The organism is Pseudarthrobacter siccitolerans (assembly GCF_001046895.1).
GTDB classification, from domain to species: Bacteria; Actinomycetota; Actinomycetes; order Actinomycetales; family Micrococcaceae; genus Arthrobacter; species Arthrobacter siccitolerans.
Genome location: NZ_CAQI01000038.1, coordinates 1 through 16,128 on the forward strand (window position 1 = coordinate 1; position 16,128 = coordinate 16,128).

Genomic DNA, 16,128 nt, shown 5'->3' on the forward strand with positions numbered 1-16,128 from the left:
CGCACCTGCGGTGCGCAGGCCTTTGTTTTAACTCGATTCAGCCAGCAGTGCGTGGCCTCCGTGGATCAGGAGGCCCGGCGGGCGCGGGCTGCCCGTCGTTTCAGGGCGCGGCGCTCGTCTTCGCTCATGCCGCCCCATACGCCGGCATCCTGGCCCGACTCGAGAGCCCACTGCAGGCATGTGTCCACTACCGGACACCGACGGCAGACGCTTTTGGCTTCCTCGATCTGCAGGAGTGCCGGGCCCGTGTTTCCAACGGGGAAAAACAGTTCCGGGTCCTTTTCGAGGCACGCTGCGCGGTTACGCCAATCCATGCTGATCAGTTGCTCCATTTCTGGGAAGTGCCCTTTGTGAAATTATTCACTAGTAGCTACAAAGGAAAGGGGCCCGGCAGGGCCCCGTTGGTCATCTGAGTCAAGCCTGTCATGTTAACGCTGTGTAAACAAGGGGTAATAAGGCTCGAAATCCCCGGAACGCTGAGCGATGCATCACAGTGGTGGTACTGGGCCTCACCACTGTCCGACTATGTCCGGTAGGGTGCCAGTGTGTCAAGACCTCCGGAAAACCCCGCAGACCCGCAGACTCCGTCACAAGGGCCAGGGCCGGAGCAACCCGCCCGTCCGCCCCGTCCGCGTTCCATACTCATCGTGGCGCTGATTGTCGCCGCCGAGGCAACGGCCCTGCTCGCCGCCGCCGCATGGTACGGCTATGAGCTGGCGTCCGGCAGCCCCGTGCTTTCTTTCTGGGGTGCCGTGTTCACCCTGGGGCTGCTGCTGGCATTCTCGGCGTGGCTGTACGCGGTTTCGGTTTTCCTCTACCGGGGCTACCGGTGGACCAGGGCCGCGGCCTTGGTGGCCCAGTTGTTCGTCCTGACCATCGGCTTCCCCACAATGAGTGCCGGCCTTCCGCTGGCCGGGCTGGCGATGCTGGTTCCCTCGGTCACCGCCATTGTGCTGTTGTTCCAGAACAAGCTCATCAGGTTCGCCTCCCGAACGGGCAGTTCGACGCCGGCCCTCTGAGCGGCTTTTTCCGCACTGTTGGTACGGGCCGGGTGCGCCGGGGACAGTACTTTATGGGTCGTCGGCGCCCGCCCAGCCCACTTGGATGCTCGATGCCCCGCCGCGGGAGGTCAGTACCCCTCTGCCAGGTGGAGGGTTGGCCTCCACCTCGAACCTGATGCCAAAGATGTCGCCATCCTGCAGCGAACGGGGTGCCAGCAGCACGCCCGTGCCGGCCGCGCGGGACTTCATCACCAGCGGCAGGCGCTGCAGGAGCAGCGGGCTGTAGTTGGCTGTCAGCACCACTGCGCAGCCCAGCGCGTTCAACTCCGCCACGTGCTCGAGGGTCTCTGCGGGGATGAGATCGGCATCGTCCACGAGCGCCACCGTCCCCCGTTCAAGCCCGCCCGCGGCTGCAGTTGCCAGGGATCGCTGCCAGTAGTAGGCAGTGTCACTGCCGTCTCCGGAACAGAGCCATGGGCCGCCTGCCGGATTCATCAGCGGCAAAGCCCGCAGGAAGTTGGTTTTCCCGGAGCCGGGCCCGCCCAGGACGGTGAGTACGCCCCCGTCCTGCAGGCTGATGCCCGCCGGCTCGAGCTCATCCCCGCCAACGCCAATCAGCAGGTGTTGGCCCTTGTTCGACCCGCTGGCTCCCGTGGATCCGGGCTCCCGTGGAGATTCGAGGGAACCGGCCGCAGTGCTCGTGGTGGCCGATCTGATCATGGGTGCGGGCACCAGCGCCGGAAGTGGTTCGACGCGGAAGGGACGCTCTGCGGGCGCCTTTGCTAAGGCGGGTCCGGTCTTGAAGGAGGTTTGAGGGTCCGGGGTGTACAACTGGCAAACGGCGGGTCCGCCGCCGGCGACGGGGCCGAACACCACGGCTCGTCCCTTCACAGATGCTGTTGCCGGCATCCGGGGCCAGGCTATTCGGCTGTCCGGGTTGGACCCGGCCGGGAAGTAGAGCCGGTTCGGCAGCGCAGCGAACGTCCGGGAACTGACAAGTTCCCTGTCACCCTCAATCATCACCACAATGCCGGCCCGGCTGCCGTCACGGACAAGGTCCTGGACGAGGTCTTCGGCCCAGGCCAAGGGTCCTGCCCGCAGCGCCGATATCCACGATCCCCACCCGGACACAGCGAGTACCAGCGGGACCTTGCTGTTCGGGCCACCGTTACTCAGCCGGCGGGCCATCTCCTGTTTCAGGCGCTCCAGCAGCCGGACTGCCCGTTTGAGTTCATATGGGCTCACGTGCGCTCCGATTCGTCCGGAGGATGCGTGGCCAAGGAAAGTGCCTCCAGCGTCCAGCAGGTAGCCGTGTGCTTCCACTGGATGGTGAACCATCCGGGTGACAGCGAGTTCAAGGGCGTCCAGCGCGCCGGACGACGGACCACCGATGAGCGCCAGGTGGCTGTGCCCCGCAGGCTTCCACTCCAAGGGCACTACCTCCTGCTGTTCGGGCAGATCCATCAACCCGAGTTCCATCAGCCATTCATTCCTGGTGCCTGGGTGGATTGCTAGCCCAGTGCTCTCGTGGACCGGCAGGTTTGAAGGCAGGGGAGCGGCCACCGGCAAGCGGGGTCCCGGTTCCTTCCGGGCGTCCCAGAGACCCTGCACCATCGCCACCAGGGGATGGGCAGCCTGGGCGGGTGTTTGCTGCCCGTCCTGCTGGAGACCTCCGTTGTCGCGGCCTATACCTCTGGTTCTGTTAGGCGCAAGGCAGTCGACGGCGGGTTGTACTGTCACGCTCTCCGCCTGCGCGGGCCCGGCAGGAGAAAGCTGGATCGTCGCGGCTTGGAACTCCTGCGGAGCTTCAGTACCCCGCGCCAGGAAGGCCCGTCCCGGAGTGCCCACGCTGATGCCGGCTGCGTCCTTGGTGTTGATGATGTCGCAGGACTCCATGTCGGATTGCACCCTGAGGGCAATGCTGGAGGTTACGTTGGCCCGGATGTCGGCCGTGACGGCGCCCTGCGGGCGCTGGGTGGCCATGACCAGGTGAATCCCCAGCGAGCGGCCGATGGCCGCGATCCGCATCAGTTCCCGGAGTGCTTCAGGTGCTTCATCAACGAGCATACGGAACTCATCGATGACGATGACCAGATGGGGGAGCGGGAAGCTGCGGGATGCCCCGGTGGAGCGATATGCGGAGAGATCCGGCACACGGGCGGCAGCCAGTGCTTCCTCGCGCAGCCTGATCTCCGCCCTCAGGGAGGCAAGGGTCCGTTCGAGTTCGTAAGTGGACAGATCCGTCAGCAGGCCGACGCAGTGGACGAGTTTGGTCAAGGGGCCCAACCCGGAGCCGCCCTTGAAGTCAACAAAGAGGAAGTTCACCCGGTCCGGCGGGTGGGTGAGGGCCAGTGCCAAGGTGAGGGTGCGGAGCAGCTCGGATTTGCCCGACCCTGTGGTGCCCGCGACCAGCAGATGGGGGCCGTCCGCGTTGAGGTCCAGGGTCTGCGGTCCGGCTGCACCGGCCCCCAGGGGAACATCCAGCGCGGAAGTAGCAGCGCTCGCATTCCACCGGGCGGCAGTACTGGCCGGTGTGAGCGGCAGCAGGTCCCGAAGTGAGCAGGAACCGGGGACAGTCCTGCGTCCTTTGTCCGGCAAGCCGGGTGGTCCGGCAAGCCTTCTGCAAAAATCGGTAAAAACTCCCGCGGGGGCCAGATCCGGGACAAAAACAAGTTCACTTGTCGTGTTCCGAAAGATGGATGCCCGCTCGGCAAGGTGCACCCCGGAGGCGCTGGCATTTCGGCTGGAAGCAGGGGCGAACTGAAGGACCTGCCAGGTATGCTCCGCCGCCGTAGCCGACGTCGAGTCGTCGTCCTCTACCTTTGAGGTTCCCAGCAAGATGAGGACGCCGCGTTGATGTGCGGGCCCAAGGCCCTCGCGCAGAATCTCCCGTGCCCTGCCGTGGGAAGTGGTGAGAGTTGTCCCCGGCAGGTACCGTGCAGCCAGAGGAAGACGGGCCGCTTTGCCCACGATGAGGATGCGGGTGCTTCGGCCCCTGGGGTAGCCGGCCAGCTGCATCACCAAGGAACGGACCAGGCCGTCCGCCACGGCATCCGGACCGCTGAAGGTCGTCCTGGGGATGCCGGGATCCAATGTGACGGGCACGGTGCCGGCGGACGGAATACTGACGGACAGGGATGCCGGCTCAACTTTCACGTTCGCCGGTTGCGCGGCTTCCCCGAGCCGGAGCCAAACGCCGCACCCTTCGCCGTCGGCGTCGAAGCCCACCTCCGGCTGGCCGCCTGGTTTCCGGCTGCCTTGCTTTTGGCGCGCGGCCAACACCAGGCGCGCGAGTGATGGGCCCGCACGCCGTCGTCGTTCCCGGTCTTCGTCCACGGCGGCTCCAACAGCTTTGGCAAGGTCGCGGCGCTGGCGCCGCCCTGCGGCGAGGGGCACCAGGACTGACACGGCCGAGGCCGCTGAGAAGGCGAGGAACATCCACATGCCCGTTACGACGGCAAGACCCACGCCGATCAGCAACGGAAGGACCGCCGCCAGGATGAGCATGGCCCGGTTGCCCGCCTCCGTCCGGCCGGCGACAGTGATGGGCTCGTGCGTGGATTCTCCGGCGTCGGAAAGTGACCGTTCGGGCAGATCCATCAGGACCAGCGACATCGTTGTGTTCCCGCAGCGGATGACCGAGCTCGTGGAGACAACCGCATTCCGGACCCGCTCGCCGTCGACGTGAATGCCGTTGACGCTGTCCAGGTCGATGATCATGATGTCCGTGTCAGTAACATCGAGGCGGGCATGTTCCCGTGAGAGCTCCGGATCGGGGATGACGATTCGCGTGCCGCTCCGGCCAATCGAGTACGAGCCGCGGCGTAACGGCACCACAGTGCCTGCGCCGACACCGCTGTGCACGGCAAGGGCGAGGCGGGCATCATCGGCGGGCGCCCGCCGTCGTAATTTACGCGTGCCGGTCCCGGAAGCTGTATCCACCAGCACTGCACCGTTAATCAAGGGTGGATCACCCACCCTGAGCGAGTTAAGGTCCTTGCCGCTGACTGAGACGCCTCCGGCGGCGAACTGGCGCATCAGGTGCCTTTGAATGTCGGCGCCGGGGGTGCCTTCGGGAGCCTGGATGGTGAGTTCCAGTGGTTCGTCCGGCAGCCCGGCCCCTGGACTGCGGACGAGGGTGCAATGGAATTTCATGGGTACAGATCCTTACGGCCTTTGAATCCACGCTAGCCAGCAGAAGGGCATGGGCGCCCGGCCGAGTTTCTGTATGTGGACAAACTCCGTCCGCGCTCGGTTAGGATCGCTACAAACTTCGATCGCACACGCGGTCCCGGCCCTTAAGGAGCCCTTGTGAGCACATTCGCAGCCAGCGCTGATGTTTCTGAGGATGCCGTCATCGGGGCGGGGACAAAAGTGTGGCATTTGGCACAGGTCCGGGAGTCGGCGCAGGTGGGGGAGAACTGTGTGATCGGGCGCGGGGCTTACATAGGTCCGGGCGTCCTGCTGGGCGACAACTGCAAGGTCCAGAACTATGCGCTGGTGTACGAGCCGGCGGTTCTGGAAGCGGGTGTTTTTATTGGCCCTGCGGTGGTGCTGACCAACGATGTCTTTCCCCGTGCAGTGACTCCCGACGGCGCCCTGAAAACCGAGGATGATTGGGACAAGGTCGGTGTCACCATCCGCCAGGGCGCTGCTATCGGGGCCCGGGCCGTGTGCATTGCGCCGCTCACTATCGGGGCGTGGGCAACGGTCGCCGCGGGTGCCGTTGTCACCAAGGATGTGCCGGATTTCGCCCTCGTGGCGGGCGTACCCGCCCGTCGTGTTGGCTGGGTGGGGAAGGCCGGACATCCGCTGCAGCAGGAGGGCGGCGAGTGGGTGTGCCCCCAGACCGGGGTTCGGTACCTCGAGCGGGATGGCTCCCTGGCAGAGGCGTAGTGTCGCAAGTTTGTTTGGCGGTTGGCCCCCGCACCCTGATTCGACGTGCGCTGTGGTGCCTCGGGTAGGCTAGAGCAGCAGACAATGCGCACCATTGCGCTGCCCGCATTCAAACCAGGAGATTTTGTGACCGCTGACCTTGTCATCGTAGGGTCCGGCTTTTTTGGCCTGACAATCGCAGAACAGGCCGCTACTGAGCTCGGCTTGAAGGTGGTTGTCCTCGACCGCCGCCACCACATCGGCGGCAATGCCTACAGCGAAAAGGAAGAGCAGACCGGTATTGAGATCCACCGGTACGGCGCCCACCTTTTCCACACATCCAACGAACGGGTGTGGGAATACGTTAACAGGTTCACCACCTTCACCAACTACGTGCACAAGGTTTACGGCGTGCATAAAGGCGAGGTTTACTCCCTGCCCATCAACCTGGCAACCATCAACCAGTTCTTCCGCGCCAACCTCACGCCGGGCCAGGCAAGGGACCTGATCCAGGAGCAGGCGGGCGAGCTTGCAGGAACTGATCCCCAGAACCTTAACGACAAGGGCATCCAGCTGATTGGCCGCCCCCTGTACGAGGCCTTCATCAAGCACTACACCGGGAAGCAGTGGCAGACGGATCCGAAGGACCTGCCGGCCGGCATCATCTCGCGGCTCCCGGTGCGTTACAACTACGACAACCGGTACTTCAACGACAAGTACGAAGGTCTGCCCACCAACGGCTACACGGCCTGGATCGAAAAGATGGCCGAGCACCCGAACATCGAGGTACGGCTTAATACTGACTTCTTCGACGAGTCGCATGAATACAGCAAGAACAAGGTTGTTGGGAACATCCCCGTGGTCTACACGGGTCCCGTGGACCGCTACTTCGACTACGCCGAAGGGGACCTCTCCTGGCGCACCATCGACTTTGAGGAAGAAATTCTTGACGTCGGTGACTTCCAGGGCACGTCTGTCGTGAACTACAACGACGATGACGTCCCCTACACCCGTGTGATAGAACCACGCCATTTCCACCCTGAGCGTGACTACCAGTCCGAGAAGACGGTCATCATGCGCGAATTCTCGCGTTTCGCCGAGAAGGGCGACGAGCCCTATTACCCCGTCAACACCTCCGCGGACCGGGAGCGCTTGCTGAAGTACCGCGACCTCGCCGCCGCAGAGAATGATGTGCTGTTCGGCGGGCGCCTCGGCACCTACAAGTACCTGGACATGCACATGGCTATTGGCGCCGCGCTGAGCATGTTCGACAACAAGATCCGGCCGCACTATCAAAGCGGCGTAAAGCTGGAAAGTGGAGGCGTGGACGCATGAGCGTGACAACTGCAAGCCAGAAGAAGGCCACCGCCGAGGCAGTCCAAAAGCAGGCCGGCCAGTGGGAGACGCTCCAACGGGTCATCCTGCCCAGCGTCAGCCAGATGGACACGGTACCGCTGTACATGGATATGGGAACGGCAACCGGTATTCAACTGCCGACCGTGGGTGACCAGGACGCAAAGACGTCCAAGCCCCGGACCATTAGCAGCCCCACAAAAGAAGCGCACGTGGAGGACTTCCTTTCACGGCATTCGACCTCTGTCCGGTCCGGTGAACGTGTCTCCTTCGGCAGCTACTTCAACGCCTTTCCTGCCAGCTACTGGCGCCGTTGGACCACCGTGGACAAAATCCGGCTGCATGTCCGGACCCAAGGCGCGGGCTCGGTTATCGTCTACAAGTCAAACGCCCGGGGGTCGCTGCAGCGCGTTGATACTCGCCGCGTAGAGGGCATTGCAGAAAACTTCTTCGAGCTCTCCCTTGCCCCGTTCGGCGACGGCGGCTGGTACTGGTTCGACCTTGTGGCCGGATCGGAACCGCTGGTCATGCTTGACGCCGAATGGCAGGGCCCAGCCGTCGAGACCACGCCCGGGACGGTGACCCTCCAGATCACCACCCTCAATAAGACGGATTTTTGCCTCAACAACCTCCGGCTGCTTGCCGAGAGCGAGGAAGCCCTCTCGCACGTGCAGGAAATCCTCATCGTGGACCAGGGCACGCAAAAGCTTTCGGAGGCGGACGGATTTGAGGACGTCAAGACTTCCCTGAACGGCAAGTTGCGCATTATCAACCAGTCCAACCTGGGCGGTTCCGGTGGATTTGCCAGGGGAATGTTCGAAGCCGTCGAAAACGGCAGCGACTATGTACTGCTCATGGATGACGACATTGTCGTCGAGCCCGAGAGCATCATTCGGCTGCTGACCTTCGCGGACCGCTGCAAGACCCCCACCCTGGTGGGCGGACACATGTTCGATTTGTACAACCGGACTGTTCTGCACACGTTTGGAGAGGTGGTCAACCCGTACCGCTTCCAGCCGTCCCTGCCCAGCGAAGACATGATCCTGGGTCATGACTTCATGTCCTCTAACCTGCGTCAAACGCCGTGGCTTCACCGCCGCTGTGATGTGGACTACAACGGTTGGTGGATGTGCCTCATTCCCACTACGGTGATCCGCGAAATCGGGCTTTCCCTGCCTCTGTTTATCAAGTGGGACGACGCCGAATACGGCCTGCGGGCGAAAGCCCATGGCTTCCCGACGGTTTCGCTGCCAGGCTCCGCCGTATGGCATGTGTCCTGGATCGACAAAGACGATCTGGTCGGGTGGCAGGCTTACTTCCACTCCCGCAACCGCGTGATTGCCGCACTGCTGCACAGCCCCTACGAGTTTGGCGGCGAAGTAGTGAAGGTTTCCCAGTACGGGGACGTGAAGCACATGGTGTCCATGCAGTATGCCACCGCGCAGGGCAGGCAGTGGGCTTTGGAAGATGTATTGAAGGGCCCGGGAGATTTGCCTGACCTGCTGTCATCAAAGCTGCCCGAAATCCGGGAAATGATGGCCGCCCATTCGGACGCGGTTTTCCGCCCGGATCCTGAGGACTTCCCCGCCCCGAAGATGGACAAACCCCCGCGTCGCGGCCACGGGCCTTCCCAGCCGACGCGAATCACGCTTCTGCCCTGGGCAGCCAAGACAGTCGTTCGTCAGTTGCTGAGCCCGGTGACGGGAACCAGCGCCGAGCGGCCGCAGACCACGGTGGCCCACCAAGACAACCGCTGGTGGCGCATGGCCCAGTATGACAGCGCTGTTGTTTCGAACGCTGAAGGTACAGGAGCCTCCTGGTACCGGCGTGATCCGAAGCAGCTGCGGAAAATGCTGGTGGAAAGCGCACGCCTTCACGCTGCCCTGCTCAAGGAATGGCCGGCCCTCAGCAAGAAATACAAGGCTGCCATGAACGACCTGACGTCCATCGAGTCGTGGAGGAAGACGTTCGAGAAACATACGCAGAACGAGATCAAGTGAGCACGATTTCAACCAGTGATCTGACCACACCCGGGCTGGGCCGTGGCCTGCGGGATATCCGGCAGTCGAACTTTTTGTTGAAGCTGTTGGTCCGGAAAGAACTGAAAGTGCGTTACCGGGGCTCTGTCCTCGGCCTCCTCTGGTCCTACGTCAAGCCCGGTGTCCAGTTCATCGTCTTCTATGTGGCTTTGGGAGTCTTCCTGGGGCTGGAGCGGAGTGCCCGGAATCCAGATGGGTTGGCGAACTATGCCGTGTACCTTTTTTCGGGCATCGTGCTGATTAATTTCTTCTCGGAAGCATTGGGAAATGCGGCCAGGTCCATCGTTATGAACGGGAACCTGATCAAGAAGATTTACCTTCCCCGCGAGTTGTTTCCAATAGCTTCTGTTTGGGTTTCGGCTGTTCACTTCTTCCCGCAGCTGGTGGTGCTCGTCGTCGGATGCATCTTTGCGGGTTGGCAACCGAGTTTTCTTCAATTGCTCGCAGCAGTGGCCGGCTTTATTATCGTCGGCCTGCTCGCCACGGGCCTGGGGCTCCTCTTCGGAGCCGCCAATGTCTATTTCCGCGACTCCGAGAACCTCGTTGACATGCTGCTGATGGTGGCCACGTGGGCCTCACCGGTTATGTACGCATGGTCCATGGTGGAGGAAAAGCTCGGCAGTACGGCGTTTGCCATATACCAGGCCAACCCGATCACTATCGGCGTGGAGTTGTTCCATTACGCGTTCTGGTTCCCCACCACGGACGGGTCCGTCTCCATGCCTCCCAATCTTTTTAGTTTGTGGTTGCCCGTCGGACTTGTGGTTGCGGTGGTAATAATCATTTTGGGTCAGTTTACGTTTCGGCGCCTCGAGGGCCGTTTTGCTCAGGAGCTGTAAGTGGTCACGGCAATAGAAGTTTCGGATATCAGCAAGCAGTTCGTGCTGCGCCACACCAGGTCCCTCAAGGAAGCCGTCGTGTGGCTGGCCAAGGGGCGCAAAGGTGATCTGTCTGAGAAGTTCCACGCCCTGAAGAATGTGTCACTGGATATCAAGACCGGTGAGACTGTTGCACTCCTGGGCTTTAATGGCTCCGGGAAGTCCACCCTGCTCAAACACATCTCGGGCGTGATGCTGCCCGACACTGGAACTGTAAAGACGAGGGGCAGGGTTGCAGGTCTTATTGAGGTGGGTGCAGGGTTCCATCCGGATCTCTCCGGCCGGGATAACGTGTACCTGAATGGTGCCATCCTGGGGATGACCGAGCAACAAGTCAAAGACCGGTTCGACGACATTGTTGAGTTCTCGGAAATCGGGCAGTTCATCGACACCGAGGTTAAGTTCTATTCGTCGGGGATGTATTTGCGGCTGGCATTCTCTGTAGCTGTGCACACGGATCCGGAAGTCTTCCTCATCGACGAAATCCTTGCCGTCGGGGACGAACCTTTCCAACGGAAGTGCATCGATAAGATTCAGGAACTCGCCCGCGACGGCAAGACGTTGGTAGTTGTCAGCCACGACCTGGACCTCGTGTCCCGGATATGTGAGCGCGGCATCCTCCTTGAACACGGCAATGTCAAGTTTGACGGTTCGATTCACGAGGCCGTAGCAATCCTCCGGTCCTGAGGCTTCCGTTCCTGGCAATCCTGCGTCTGCACATTTGAAAGAGAGCTGCGCTCATGCCGCCCACGTCCCAGGTTCTTGCCGGGCGACACGTACGGGTCGGGCCACCCAAAGGGGAACGTATTCCCCATCGGCGCGATATCCAAGGTCTTAGGACTGTTGCTGTTGGCTTAGTTATCGTCTATCACATTTGGCCGTCCGTACTTCCGGGTGGCTTTGTCGGGGTGGACGTCTTCTTTGTCATTTCCGGATTCCTCATTGTGGGTTCCCTGGTCCGGGAGATCTCGGCGAAGGGAACGCTGAATCTTCTTTCATTTTATGAAAGAAGGATTTGGCGATTACTGCCGGCGGCCACACTCGTGCTGATTTCCATTGTCCTGGCTACTGTAGTCCTGCTCCCGCAGAGCAGGTGGCAATCCATCAGCATCGATGTGATCATGTCGGGGCTGCAGATCCAGAACTGGAATCAGGCGTTCAGCGCCAACAGCTACGCGCAGGCAACGGCTTTGGTCTCCCCAGTGCAGCACTACTGGTCGCTGGCTGTTGAGGAGCAGTTCTATATCCTCATACCGCTGTTGCTTCTTGGGGGAGCGGCGCTGGCTCGAAACGCGCATCTGAACGCAACTACCGTTTCCATTTGGGTTGTTGCTTTGATCACTGCGGCATCATTTGGCCACAGCGTCCTGTTTTCCTCTTCCCACCCCGAAATTGCTTATTTCGCTACCACCACCCGGATCTGGGAGCTTGGCGTAGGTGGGTTGGCCGCGCTGCTGCTGCGTGACCGCGGCCCGCTGCAACCTAAATTTTGGGCTCTCGCAGGTTGGTTTGGGCTGGCGGGTGTGGCTTGCTCGGCCTTCAGTTTCTCGACCTCGTTGGCCTTTCCCGGCTACGCGGCGTTACTCCCCGTGGTGGCCACGCTGCTGATCCTTGCCTCGGGTTCGCGGGTGGGCGACGTACCGGGTTCGTTCTCAGTGACGTCCCTTCTTAGTTTGCGCCCCATCACGTTCGTGGGCGATATTTCCTACTCTTTGTATTTGTGGCACTGGCCTATTGGGGTCTTTTACGTCTTCTTCCTTGGACGTGAACCAGGCATCATACATGGAACTGTCATAGCGGGTTTGAGCGTGGCACTTGCCGTTCCTTCCTACTTTCTTGTCGAACAACGATTCAGGCATGGGTACAAGCACCTTCCGGCAGGACTGGCCCAGGTCAAGACATCCAGCCGCGTTCCCGTTGGTTCGTTTCTGGCCGCTTTAGGCGTTGTGATAGCAACTACCGGTTCCGCATTGGCCCCCTGGGGCATCGTTGAAGCTAAATCCCAGGAGCTACAGAGTCTGCTGAATACCCGCGAATATCCGGGGGCCTTGGCCTTTGATCCCGGACGTGCCGTTCCTGTCCCTGCTGGTTTGCCCATCCAACCGGATCCTTCAGTAGCGTTGAAAGACGTGCCGCTGACAGGCGCAGGTCAGTGCGGTGTCTATGATCCGGCCAGCATGGGTGTTGACCAGTGCGTGTATGGCGTCGAAAACCCGACGAAAAGCATGGTGCTAGTCGGGGATTCCCATGCAGCCCAATTTGTCGATCCGCTGGTGCTTGCAGGAGCCCCTGCCGGATGGGAAGTGCGGGCGATGGTCCGGAACGGGTGTCCCTTTACGTCCACGCCGCCTGCGGACGCAACGACCGTGTACCACAACTGCTCCAACCAGAATCAGGTATCGCTGCAAAGGATTCTGGCTCTTCGGCCTGATTTGGTTGTGGTATCCGGGATGCGGCCTGAAGGCTATGAGCATGCGTTGCACTGGCGCTGGGATTCGCCGGAGTCATTAGTGAACGGCTACGTGGATCTGCTCAGGCCCCTGCGGGCTGCCGGGCTTCGTGTGGCGGTTGTTCTCGACAATCCCTATCCGCGGTTCTCCGCCCCGGACTGTGTCCAGCTAAAGGGCCGGGACTCCGCGGAATGCCAGGTGACCAGGCCCCGCGAGGATATGAGCGACGATCCTTTGAGGCGGGCAGCGGACCAGGTCAATGGGGTGGAGGTCCTGGATCTGAGCGAATACGTGTGCCGGGGGAGGACCTGTCCTGCGGTGATCGGCAATGTGCTTGTGTATCGCGACAACCACCTGACCAATACTTTCGCCAAATCTTTGGCGCCCGTCCTGGCAAGAAGGCTGGATCTCTAGACAAGGACCCTTCTTAGGGGCGCGCAAACAATCAGCGTTCACACTCCTGAGCAGCGTTACCTGACGTCATGGGAAATGAATCCGCCAGGGATTTGTACCTCATCACACGTGCGTGCGCGAGCCTAGCCTTATTGGCAGGCTGTGACTTCGAATAGCTTCGCATCACCCTGGCGGGCCAAAAGACTAAAGCCTGGTGTGTTATCCGGAATCTGAAGTCCGGCGAACCCATGATTGCCGCCGTGGACCTCTCGAGTGCCAAAGTCCAGTACGTAGCGCACGTTGTCCTCCCGGGCAGCGTCACAGACTGCTGGATCGTCGCCTGCATCCCTGAGTTTGTCGTTCAGGAGTTCGACCTCTTTTGTGTACGTCGTCAGCGTATGCTTCGAAGTTGTGTTGCGGTCCGCCAGGGCGAAGGCCATGGCTCCGCCGGTCCAGGGGTTAACAGCAATGGTCGCATCGTGCGGGACGATCTTATCCAGTTCCTCGATCAGGGCCATCTCGTCTGAACTGACCAGTGGCGAATCAGGGGTCGTGGAATAGTTGGCCCTCGCTGAAGCTATGGAGGCCCGCAGCGGCAACGTCTGGGCTACAAGGAGCACACCTAGTAAGGCCAATGGGACAACGACAGGAACCATGACCCGGGACACTGTAAGCCGTTCCGGGAGGAAAGCCAGCGAGGCGCTGCGTTCCTGCCATAGATGCTGCAGCTTTCCTGCCAACCAGCCTGCGCCGGCGGCGGCTAACGGCACAGCGGCAACGGGAAGCAGTGCCGCCAGGCGGTAACTGTCGTTGTACCAGACCCCTGTGAGCGTGTCGCGCATCCAGCCGACAGGTCCTGCGGAGACCACAACAAAAAGTGCAGCCACTACTCCAAAAGAGCCAAGCAGCCAGATGCGCTGATGGCGACGAAGCAAGACCACAACTCCTGCAATCAGCAGGATACTGACTGCAAATGCCGGAGGCCGCTGCATCGCAGAGTTGGTGATGATTTCACCAATTGCCTGGCCAGGCGTCTGGAACGGAAGCCACGTAGCTGCGGCCGCGGGCGGCCTGATGTAGTTCCACATCACTGCGATGACGCCAAGGATGGCCAGTAAACCGACTCCCATGAAGACTGTCCGCCCATGGCCGTGCCCGTTACGGTACCTCAACAGGAGGAAACGGATGAAGGAAACCAGGAGAATGGGGATTGACAGGGCCAACAGGGACATTAGCCCGTTCGGGTGGGCAATGGCTGTGCCGATGGCCGCTGCCGGGGCGAGCAAGTAGCGTGCCAGGCCGGGCTCTCCAGTCCTGTCGCTGATGCCGAAGAATATGGCAACGCAGGCGAGAGCTGCGGGCAGCATGCTGATTGCAAGGAAATTCGGATACAGCACGCCAAAATCGAGTAGGAGCAATGGAAACGAGCCGAAACCGGCCGCGAGCACTCCCGCCGCGCTGATCGCGTAAGTATTGGGGCCAACGGCTGTCCTCGTCAGGAACATGCAGCCAGCGGTCCACACAGTCGCGGCGACGCAGAGGTTGAGCACGTTGACGGCAACGCTGATGGGTGAGCCCGTCAGCTGGACAAGCAGCGAGGCCAATCCGTGCCAGGCGGCCGGATAGAAGTATGGCGGGCTATCACCGGTGGTCATGCCTGAAAGGGTCAGTGACGAAGCATTACCTGTATCCAGAATGTAGCGGATCGCGTTCAGGTGGAATACGTTGTCAAAGGTTTGGGAGATGTTATCCGGGCGGTCGAACGCTTTATACAGCTGGAACGCTATCGCTGCTGAACCGGCGAGAAAACCTATGGTGACGACGATGTTGGCCCTGGAGGGCTTTCGGAACTGCCGCGGCAGTGACGGGGCGTCCGTCTGGACCCCCTTGCGCTGGAGCAGGAGACGCGCGCCCAAAAAAGCCAACGACACAATCAGCGTCACTACGCTGACCGGGAGCAAACTCCAGGCGACTCCGACGAACGGGGCAAGGATGGCTGTGACGGCTACAAGGGTGATGGACAGCAGCGGGGCAACTGCCAGATACCAGGGCCGCCGAACCCCCAGCGCAGCAACCACAAGCGCTCCGGGGACGAACAACAATCCGAGGCATGCAAATATCGCAGGCGCGGTTGAAAACCAACTCATTGTGAGGCTCCACTCGAAGAAAACGACGGCGGTCGAGCCGTCGGCTGAGGAATTTAGTTCTCCAAGAGGCCCAAAAGGTAGCTGCCGTAACCGCTCTTGACCAGCGGCTCGGCGCGGTCGCGGAGCTCTTCGTCCGTCAGGAACCCTTGACGCCAGGCAATTTCCTCCGGTGCCCCAATCTTCAGTCCCTGCCGGTTTTCCACCGTCCGGATAAAGTTGGACGCGTCGCTCAAGTCATTGAAAGTACCGGTGTCCAGCCAGGCTGTACCGCGGGGCAGGATCTCCACCTGCAGATCTCCGCGTTCCAGGTAGGCCCTGTTGACATCTGTAATTTCAAGTTCACCTCGAGGCGACGGCTTGAGGTTCCGGGCTATTTCAACAACGTCATTGTCGTAGAAATACAGGCCCGGCACCGCATAGTGGCTTTTCGGCTTCTCGGGCTTTTCCTCAAGCGAAAGTGCCTTGCCTTCATCGTCGAACTCCACAACGCCATAAGCTTTCGGGTCGTTGACCCAATAGCCGAAGACCGCCCCGCCCTTGATGTCAGCGTGCCTCCGCAGCTGCGTGCCCATACCTTGGCCATAAAAAATGTTATCGCCCAGTACAAGCGCAACGGTTTCGTCGCCAATATGGTCAGCACCAAGGATGAACGCCTGGGCAAGTCCGTCGGGAGACGGCTGCTGCACGTAGGTCAGGTTGATTCCGAACTGGGAACCATCGCCCAAAAGCCGCTGGAACTGGTCAGCGTCGTGAGGTGTAGTGATGATCAAGATGTCGCGAATGCCGGCGAGAATCAGCGTGGAAAGCGGGTAGTAGATCATCGGCTTGTCGTAAACAGGGACGAGCTGCTTGCTGATGCCAAGAGTGATCGGGTGCAGCCGGGACCCAGTTCCGCCGGCCAGAATAATTCCACGCATGTCACCATCCTTCCGTACCAGAGGCCGGGACGCCAAACCCTGTAGAATGGATCGTCTGGCCGACACAAAGGAAGC

11 protein-coding genes are annotated in these 16,128 nt (G+C 61.1%); 7 read left to right on the plus strand and 4 right to left on the minus strand.

Features of this window, described 5'->3' with window-relative positions:
• Window positions 1-65 precede the first annotated feature (65 nt).
• Window positions 66-314 (minus strand): WhiB family transcriptional regulator, encoded by a 249-nt coding sequence (locus ARTSIC4J27_RS07245; protein ID WP_015937605.1) that lies wholly within the window; start codon window positions 312-314, stop codon window positions 66-68.
• A gap of 231 nt (window positions 315-545) precedes the next feature.
• Here ARTSIC4J27_RS07245 and ARTSIC4J27_RS07250 point away from each other — a divergent pair, with 231 nt between their 5' ends.
• Window positions 546-1,019 carry a hypothetical protein gene (locus ARTSIC4J27_RS07250; protein ID WP_050054545.1) on the plus strand — a complete coding sequence of 158 codons (474 nt, stop codon included), beginning with the start codon at window positions 546-548 and terminating at the stop codon, window positions 1,017-1,019.
• Between the two features lie 51 nt (window positions 1,020-1,070).
• Here ARTSIC4J27_RS07250 and ARTSIC4J27_RS07255 read toward each other — a convergent pair whose 3' ends face one another.
• Entirely contained in the window at window positions 1,071-5,156 is a 4,086-nt protein-coding gene (locus ARTSIC4J27_RS07255; RefSeq protein ID WP_050054546.1) for an FtsK/SpoIIIE domain-containing protein, read from the minus strand.
• Window positions 5,157-5,312: 156 nt separating this feature from the next.
• Here ARTSIC4J27_RS07255 and ARTSIC4J27_RS07260 point away from each other — a divergent pair, with 156 nt between their 5' ends.
• From ARTSIC4J27_RS07260 to ARTSIC4J27_RS07285, 6 genes are all read left to right on the plus strand, one after another.
• A complete protein-coding gene (locus ARTSIC4J27_RS07260) occupies window positions 5,313-5,897 on the plus strand; it encodes an acyltransferase (protein ID WP_050054547.1) in 585 nt (194 codons plus the stop codon).
• Window positions 5,898-6,023: 126 nt separating this feature from the next.
• Window positions 6,024-7,211 carry a UDP-galactopyranose mutase gene (gene glf, locus ARTSIC4J27_RS07265; RefSeq protein WP_050054548.1) on the plus strand — a complete coding sequence of 396 codons (1,188 nt, stop codon included), beginning with the start codon at window positions 6,024-6,026 and terminating at the stop codon, window positions 7,209-7,211.
• Window positions 7,208-9,229 (plus strand): glycosyltransferase, encoded by a 2,022-nt coding sequence (locus ARTSIC4J27_RS07270; protein ID WP_050054549.1) that lies wholly within the window; start codon window positions 7,208-7,210, stop codon window positions 9,227-9,229. The genes glf and ARTSIC4J27_RS07270 overlap by 4 nt, the downstream gene beginning before the upstream one ends.
• Window positions 9,226-10,107: an ABC transporter permease gene (locus ARTSIC4J27_RS07275; protein WP_050054550.1), complete on the plus strand. Its 882-nt coding sequence runs from the start codon at window positions 9,226-9,228 to the stop codon at window positions 10,105-10,107. The genes ARTSIC4J27_RS07270 and ARTSIC4J27_RS07275 overlap by 4 nt, the downstream gene beginning before the upstream one ends.
• Complete coding sequence (locus ARTSIC4J27_RS07280; RefSeq protein ID WP_050054551.1) at window positions 10,108-10,833, plus strand: ABC transporter ATP-binding protein; 726 nt, start codon at window positions 10,108-10,110, stop codon at window positions 10,831-10,833. It begins immediately after the preceding gene.
• Between the two features lie 53 nt (window positions 10,834-10,886).
• Window positions 10,887-13,010, plus strand: a complete 2,124-nt coding sequence (locus ARTSIC4J27_RS07285) for an acyltransferase family protein (protein ID WP_083435360.1) — start codon at window positions 10,887-10,889, stop codon at window positions 13,008-13,010.
• Between the two features lie 128 nt (window positions 13,011-13,138).
• Here the strand turns inward: ARTSIC4J27_RS07285 and ARTSIC4J27_RS07290 are convergent, their stop codons facing one another.
• Both ARTSIC4J27_RS07290 and rfbA read right to left on the minus strand, forming a co-directional pair.
• The gene (locus ARTSIC4J27_RS07290) at window positions 13,139-15,136 is read right to left on the minus strand and encodes a DUF6541 family protein (RefSeq protein WP_050054553.1); all 1,998 of its coding nucleotides are present in this window, start codon (window positions 15,134-15,136) and stop codon (window positions 13,139-13,141) included.
• A gap of 53 nt (window positions 15,137-15,189) precedes the next feature.
• Window positions 15,190-16,053, minus strand: a complete 864-nt coding sequence (gene rfbA / locus ARTSIC4J27_RS07295) for a glucose-1-phosphate thymidylyltransferase RfbA (protein WP_050054554.1) — start codon at window positions 16,051-16,053, stop codon at window positions 15,190-15,192.
• Window positions 16,054-16,128 lie beyond the last annotated feature (75 nt).

Coding starts and splice junctions, on each gene's coding strand:
- ARTSIC4J27_RS07245 (WP_015937605.1), bottom strand. CDS start 314: ATGGATTGGCGTAACCGCGCAGCGTGCCTCGAAAAGGACCCGGAACTG.
- rfbA (WP_050054554.1), bottom strand. CDS start 16,053: ATGCGTGGAATTATTCTGGCCGGCGGAACTGGGTCCCGGCTGCACCCG.
- ARTSIC4J27_RS07270 (WP_050054549.1), top strand. CDS start 7,208: ATGAGCGTGACAACTGCAAGCCAGAAGAAGGCCACCGCCGAGGCAGTC.
- ARTSIC4J27_RS07255 (WP_050054546.1), bottom strand. CDS start 5,156: ATGAAATTCCATTGCACCCTCGTCCGCAGTCCAGGGGCCGGGCTGCCG.
- ARTSIC4J27_RS07290 (WP_050054553.1), bottom strand. CDS start 15,136: ATGAGTTGGTTTTCAACCGCGCCTGCGATATTTGCATGCCTCGGATTG.
- ARTSIC4J27_RS07285 (WP_083435360.1), top strand. CDS start 10,887: ATGCCGCCCACGTCCCAGGTTCTTGCCGGGCGACACGTACGGGTCGGG.